We start from the raw sequence: 5,666 nt of genomic DNA on the forward strand, positions 1-5,666 counted from the left end.
GATTGCGGCGGTGTCCTACTCTCCCACACTGACTAGGGTGCAGTACCATCGGCGCTGGTGGGCTTAGCTTCCGGGTTCGGAATGGGACCGGGCGTTTCCCCACCGCTATAGCCGCCGCAAAACTGTGAAATTATACAACCAGCCACGCTTTTCGGCCGGTTGACAATTTCACAGTCATCTGTTGATCTTTTGATCTTTCAAATCTGTGAAACCCATCACCGACCTGACGTAGGTCGCCGTGTGTTATTTCAGAGGTACATAGTGGATGCGTAATTCTTTTGGGGGTCCACGGGGGCTCGCCCCCGTGTGTGATGTTGTTGTAAGTCCTCGGCCGATTAGTACCAGTCACCTGAACACATTACTGTGCGTACAGTTCTGGCCTATCAACCCCATGGTCTGTAGGGGGCCTTAACCCTTCAAGAGGGTGAGAAACCTCATCTTGGAACAGGCTTCCCGCTTAGATGCTTTCAGCGGTTATCCCTTCCGAACGTAGCTAACCAGCGGTGCTCCTGGCGGAACAACTGGCACACCAGAGGTTCGTCCGTCCCGGTCCTCTCGTACTAGGGACAGGTTTCCTCAAGTTTCTAACGCGCGCGGCGGATAGAGACCGAACTGTCTCACGACGTTCTAAACCCAGCTCGCGTGCCGCTTTAATGGGCGAACAGCCCAACCCTTGGGACCTACTCCAGCCCCAGGATGCGACGAGCCGACATCGAGGTGCCAAACCATCCCGTCGATATGGACTCTTGGGGAAGATCAGCCTGTTATCCCCGGGGTACCTTTTATCCGTTGAGCGACACCACTTCCACTCGTAGGTGCCGGATCACTAGTCCCGACTTTCGTCCCTGCTCGACATGTACGTCTCACAGTCAAGCTCCCTTGTGCACTTACACTCAACACCTGATTGCCAACCAGGCTGAGGGAACCTTTGGGCGCCTCCGTTACATTTTGGGAGGCAACCGCCCCAGTTAAACTACCCACCAGGCACTGTCCCTGAACCCGATCAGGGTCCGAGGTTAGAAGTCCAATACGATCAGAGTGGTATTTCAACAACGACTCCACAACCACTGGCGTGGCCGCTTCACAGTCTCCCACCTATCCTACACAAACCGAACCGAACACCAATACCAAGCTATAGTGAAGGTCCCGGGGTCTTTTCGTCCTGCCGCGCGTAACGAGCATCTTTACTCGTACTGCAATTTCGCCGAGTCTGTGGTTGAGACAGCAGAGAAGTCGTTACGCCATTCGTGCAGGTCGGAACTTACCCGACAAGGAATTTCGCTACCTTAGGATGGTTATAGTTACCACCGCCGTTTACTGGGGCTTAAATTCTCAGCTTCGCAACCCGAAGGTCACTAACCGGTCCTCTTAACCTTCCAGCACCGGGCAGGCGTCAGTCCGTATACATCGTCTTACGACTTCGCACGGACCTGTGTTTTTAATAAACAGTCGCTTCTCTCTGGTCTCTGCGACCACCACCAGCTCCCACCGCAAGATGTTCACCAGTCGTGGTCCCCCTTCTCCCGAAGTTACGGGGGTATTTTGCCGAGTTCCTTAACCACAGTTCACTCGATCGCCTTAGTATTCTCTACCTGACCACCTGTGTTGGTTTGGGGTACGGGCCATGTACCAACTCACTAGAGGCTTTTCTCGGCAGCATAGGATCATGGAATTCGCCACAACGGCTACGCATCACCTCTCAGGCTCATGCTGTGCGGATTTACCTACACAACGCCCTACAGGCTTACACCAGTACAACCACTCACTGGCCCCACTACCTTCCTGCGTCACCCCATCGCTTAACTACTACAGCCAAGGTCACGTGCATCCCCATCCCGTCACCCGAAGGTGATCGATCCGGTTCAGGACGCTTAGTACAACTGCCTCGCTATTGGGCGCGGATACACGGGTACGGGAATATCAACCCGTTGTCCATCGACTACGCCTGTCGGCCTCGCCTTAGGTCCCGACTCACCCTGGGCGGATTAACCTGCCCCAGGAACCCTTGGTCATCCGGCGGACAAGTTTCTCACTTGTCTTTCGCTACTCATGCCTGCATTCTCACTCCCACACCCTCCACACCTGGATCACTCCGGCGCTTCCACGGATGCAGGACGCTCCCCTACCCACCCACACCACTACACCACCACCCGCAGGCAGTGGCCGATGTCATGTGTGAGTGCCGCGGCTTCGGCGGTGTACTTGAGCCCCGCTACATTGTCGGCGCAGGATCACTTGACCAGTGAGCTATTACGCACTCTTTCAAGGGTGGCTGCTTCTAAGCCAACCTCCTGGTTGTCTTCGCGACCCCACATCCTTTTCCACTTAGTACACGCTTAGGGGCCTTAGCCGGCGATCTGGGCTGTTTCCCTCTCGACTACGAACCTTATCGCCCGCAGTCTCACTGCCACACTCTCACTTACCGGCATTCGGAGTTTGGCTGACGTCAGTAACCTGATAGGGCCCATCGGCCATCCAGTAGCTCTACCTCCAGTAAGAAACATGTGACGCTGCACCTAAATGCATTTCGGGGAGAACCAGCTATCACGGAGTTTGATTGGCCTTTCACCCCTACCCACAGCTCATCCCCTCCATTTTCAACTGAAGTGGGTTCGGGCCTCCACAACATCTTACTGCTGCTTCACCCTGGCCATGGGTAGATCACTCCGCTTCGGGTCTAGACCCGGCGACTACAAACGCCCTATTCAGACTCGCTTTCGCTACGGCTACCCCACACGGGTTAACCTCGCCACCGAGCACTAACTCGCAGGCTCATTCTTCAAAAGGCACGCCATCACCCACCACAGACCAAACTGTGCACAGGCTCTGACGGATTGTAAGCGTCCGGTTTCAGGTACTATTTCACTCCCCTCCCGGGGTACTTTTCACCTTTCCCTCACGGTACTAGTCCGCTATCGGTCACCAGGAAGTATTCAGGCTTACCGGGTGGTCCCGGCAGATTCACAGCAGATTCCACGAGCCCGCTGCTACTTGGGCACCCATCACGCAAGACCACAGGCTTTCAGCTACCGGACTCTCACCGTCTACGGCAGACCATTCCAGGCCACTTCACCTAACCCATGATTTTATCACTCACGCCCGGACAGGTAGATCCGGGAAGATGAACCCCACAACCCCACACACACAACCCCTACCCGGTTACACATGCGCATGGTTTAGCCTCATCCGCTTTCGCTCGCCACTACTCACGGAATCACACTTGTTTTCTCTTCCTATGGGTACTGAGATGTTTCACTTCCCCACGTTCCCTCCACACACCCTATACATTCAGGTGCGGGTAACACCACATAACTGGTGCTGAGTTTCCTCATTCGGACACCCTCGGATCACAGCTCGTTTGACAACTCCCCGAGGACTATCGCGGCCTACCACGTCCTTCATCGGCCCCTGGTGCCAAGGCATCCACCGAACGCCCTAAAACACTTACAACAACACCTACAAACACACCCCCACCACCAACCACCCTGACCACAAAAATCAGAACAAGCCAGCCGGCCGGGATACGAATGTAGACGCCAAAAAAACGCTATCTCAAAATGAAATTGCAATATTCATACCATCAACAACAACCAACACCCCGAAAGGCGCCGATCATCATCAATGAGATGCTCGCATCCACTATGCACTTCTCAAACAACACACACCCACCCCCAGCCACCAGCTCCAGGCCTCATCACAAGACCCCTCAACACCGGCAACCCGACAGCGGGCAGAGATCACCGCGCATTGCTGCGTGTTCTCTCAGAACCCCGATAGTGTGCGACCACCAGCAGTCCGGTCACCCGAACAGCTCACTCACCAACCAGACACCTCTACGGCCCGGCCGGCATAACGAATGTGTTTGATGTTTCACCCATGAGCACCTGCCGTGACACCTACGGTCACGAAACAGAATCCCACACCACCGGCAAACACCGGTCATGTGTGCTTATTGCTCCTTAGAAAGGAGGTGATCCAGCCGCACCTTCCGGTACGGCTACCTTGTTACGACTTCGTCCCAATCGCCGATCCCACCTTCGACAGCTCCCTCCCACAAGGGGTTAGGCCACCGGCTTCGGGTGTTACCGACTTTCATGACGTGACGGGCGGTGTGTACAAGGCCCGGGAACGTATTCACCGCAGCGTTGCTGATCTGCGATTACTAGCGACTCCGACTTCATGGGGTCGAGTTGCAGACCCCAATCCGAACTGAGACGCGCTTTAAGGGATTCGCTCCACCTCACGGTATCGCAGCCCTCTGTACGCGCCATTGTAGCATGTGTGAAGCCCTGGACATAAGGGGCATGATGACTTGACGTCATCCCCACCTTCCTCCGAGTTGACCCCGGCAGTCTCCTGCAAGTCCCCGGCATAACCCGCTGGCAATACAGGACAAGGGTTGCGCTCGTTGCGGGACTTAACCCAACATCTCACGACACGAGCTGACGACAGCCATGCACCACCTGTACACCAGCCACAAGGGAACCGACATCTCTGCCGGCGTCTGGTGTATGTCAAACCCAGGTAAGGTTCTTCGCGTTGCATCGAATTAATCCACATGCTCCGCCGCTTGTGCGGGCCCCCGTCAATTCCTTTGAGTTTTAGCCTTGCGGCCGTACTCCCCAGGCGGGGTACTTAATGCGTTAGCTACGGCACGGATCCCGTGAAAAGGAACCCACACCTAGTACCCACCGTTTACGGCGTGGACTACCAGGGTATCTAATCCTGTTCGCTACCCACGCTTTCGCTCCTCAGCGTCAGTTACTACCCAGAGACCCGCCTTCGCCACCGGTGTTCCTCCTGATATCTGCGCATTTCACCGCTACACCAGGAATTCCAGTCTCCCCTGTAGTACTCAAGTCTGCCCGTATCGCCTGCACGCCTACAATTGAGTTGCAGAATTTCACAGACGACGCGACAAACCGCCTACGAGCTCTTTACGCCCAGTAATTCCGGACAACGCTCGCACCCTACGTATTACCGCGGCTGCTGGCACGTAGTTGGCCGGTGCTTCTTCTCCAGGTACCGTCACCGAAGCTTCGTCCCTGGCGAAAGAGGTTTACAACCCGAAGGCCGTCATCCCTCACGCGGCGTCGCTGCATCAGGCTTGCGCCCATTGTGCAATATTCCCCACTGCTGCCTCCCGTAGGAGTCTGGGCCGTGTCTCAGTCCCAGTGTGGCCGATCACCCTCTCAGGTCGGCTACCCGTCGTCGCCTTGGTAGGCCATTACCCCACCAACAAGCTGATAGGCCGCGGGCCCATCCCTGACCGCAAAAGCTTTCCACCCACCCCCATGCAGGAGCAGGTCATATCCGGTATTAGACCCAGTTTCCCAGGCTTATCCCAAAGTCAGGGGCAGATCACCCACGTGTTACTCACCCGTTCGCCACTCGAGTACCCCCGAAGGGGCCTTTCCGTTCGACTTGCATGTGTTAAGCACGCCGCCAGCGTTCGTCCTGAGCCAGGATCAAACTCTCCATGAAAAAACACTGAAACAAAAAGTTTCAACACAATTCTCAGACCAGAGAGAAAAACCTGACCAAAAAATCCTCAAAAAAACAAACTGGCATTCAAAAAAAGATTTGACTACCAAAAATATTGGCATCAAACAAAGTTTGTCACACACTATCGAGTTCTCAAAGAACACACACCCACCAACACCACC

General features: G+C 55.2%; 3 rRNA genes. All 3 read right to left on the reverse strand.

Annotation, left to right across the window (positions count from 1 at the left end):
- Positions 1-2: 2 nt before the first annotated feature.
- Positions 3-119: ribosomal RNA gene (gene rrf, locus GOAMR_RS23005) — 5S ribosomal RNA — on the reverse strand.
- A gap of 196 nt (positions 120-315) precedes the next feature.
- Positions 316-3,450, reverse strand: a 23S ribosomal RNA gene (locus tag GOAMR_RS23010).
- 513 nt (positions 3,451-3,963) lie between these two features.
- A 16S ribosomal RNA gene (locus tag GOAMR_RS23015) occupies positions 3,964-5,484 on the reverse strand.
- The 16S, 23S and 5S rRNA genes sit together here, the layout of an rRNA operon.
- Positions 5,485-5,666: the final 182 nt, after the last annotated feature.

This window comes from Gordonia amarae NBRC 15530 (assembly GCF_000241345.1).
GTDB classification, from domain to species: Bacteria; Actinomycetota; Actinomycetes; order Mycobacteriales; family Mycobacteriaceae; genus Gordonia; species Gordonia amarae.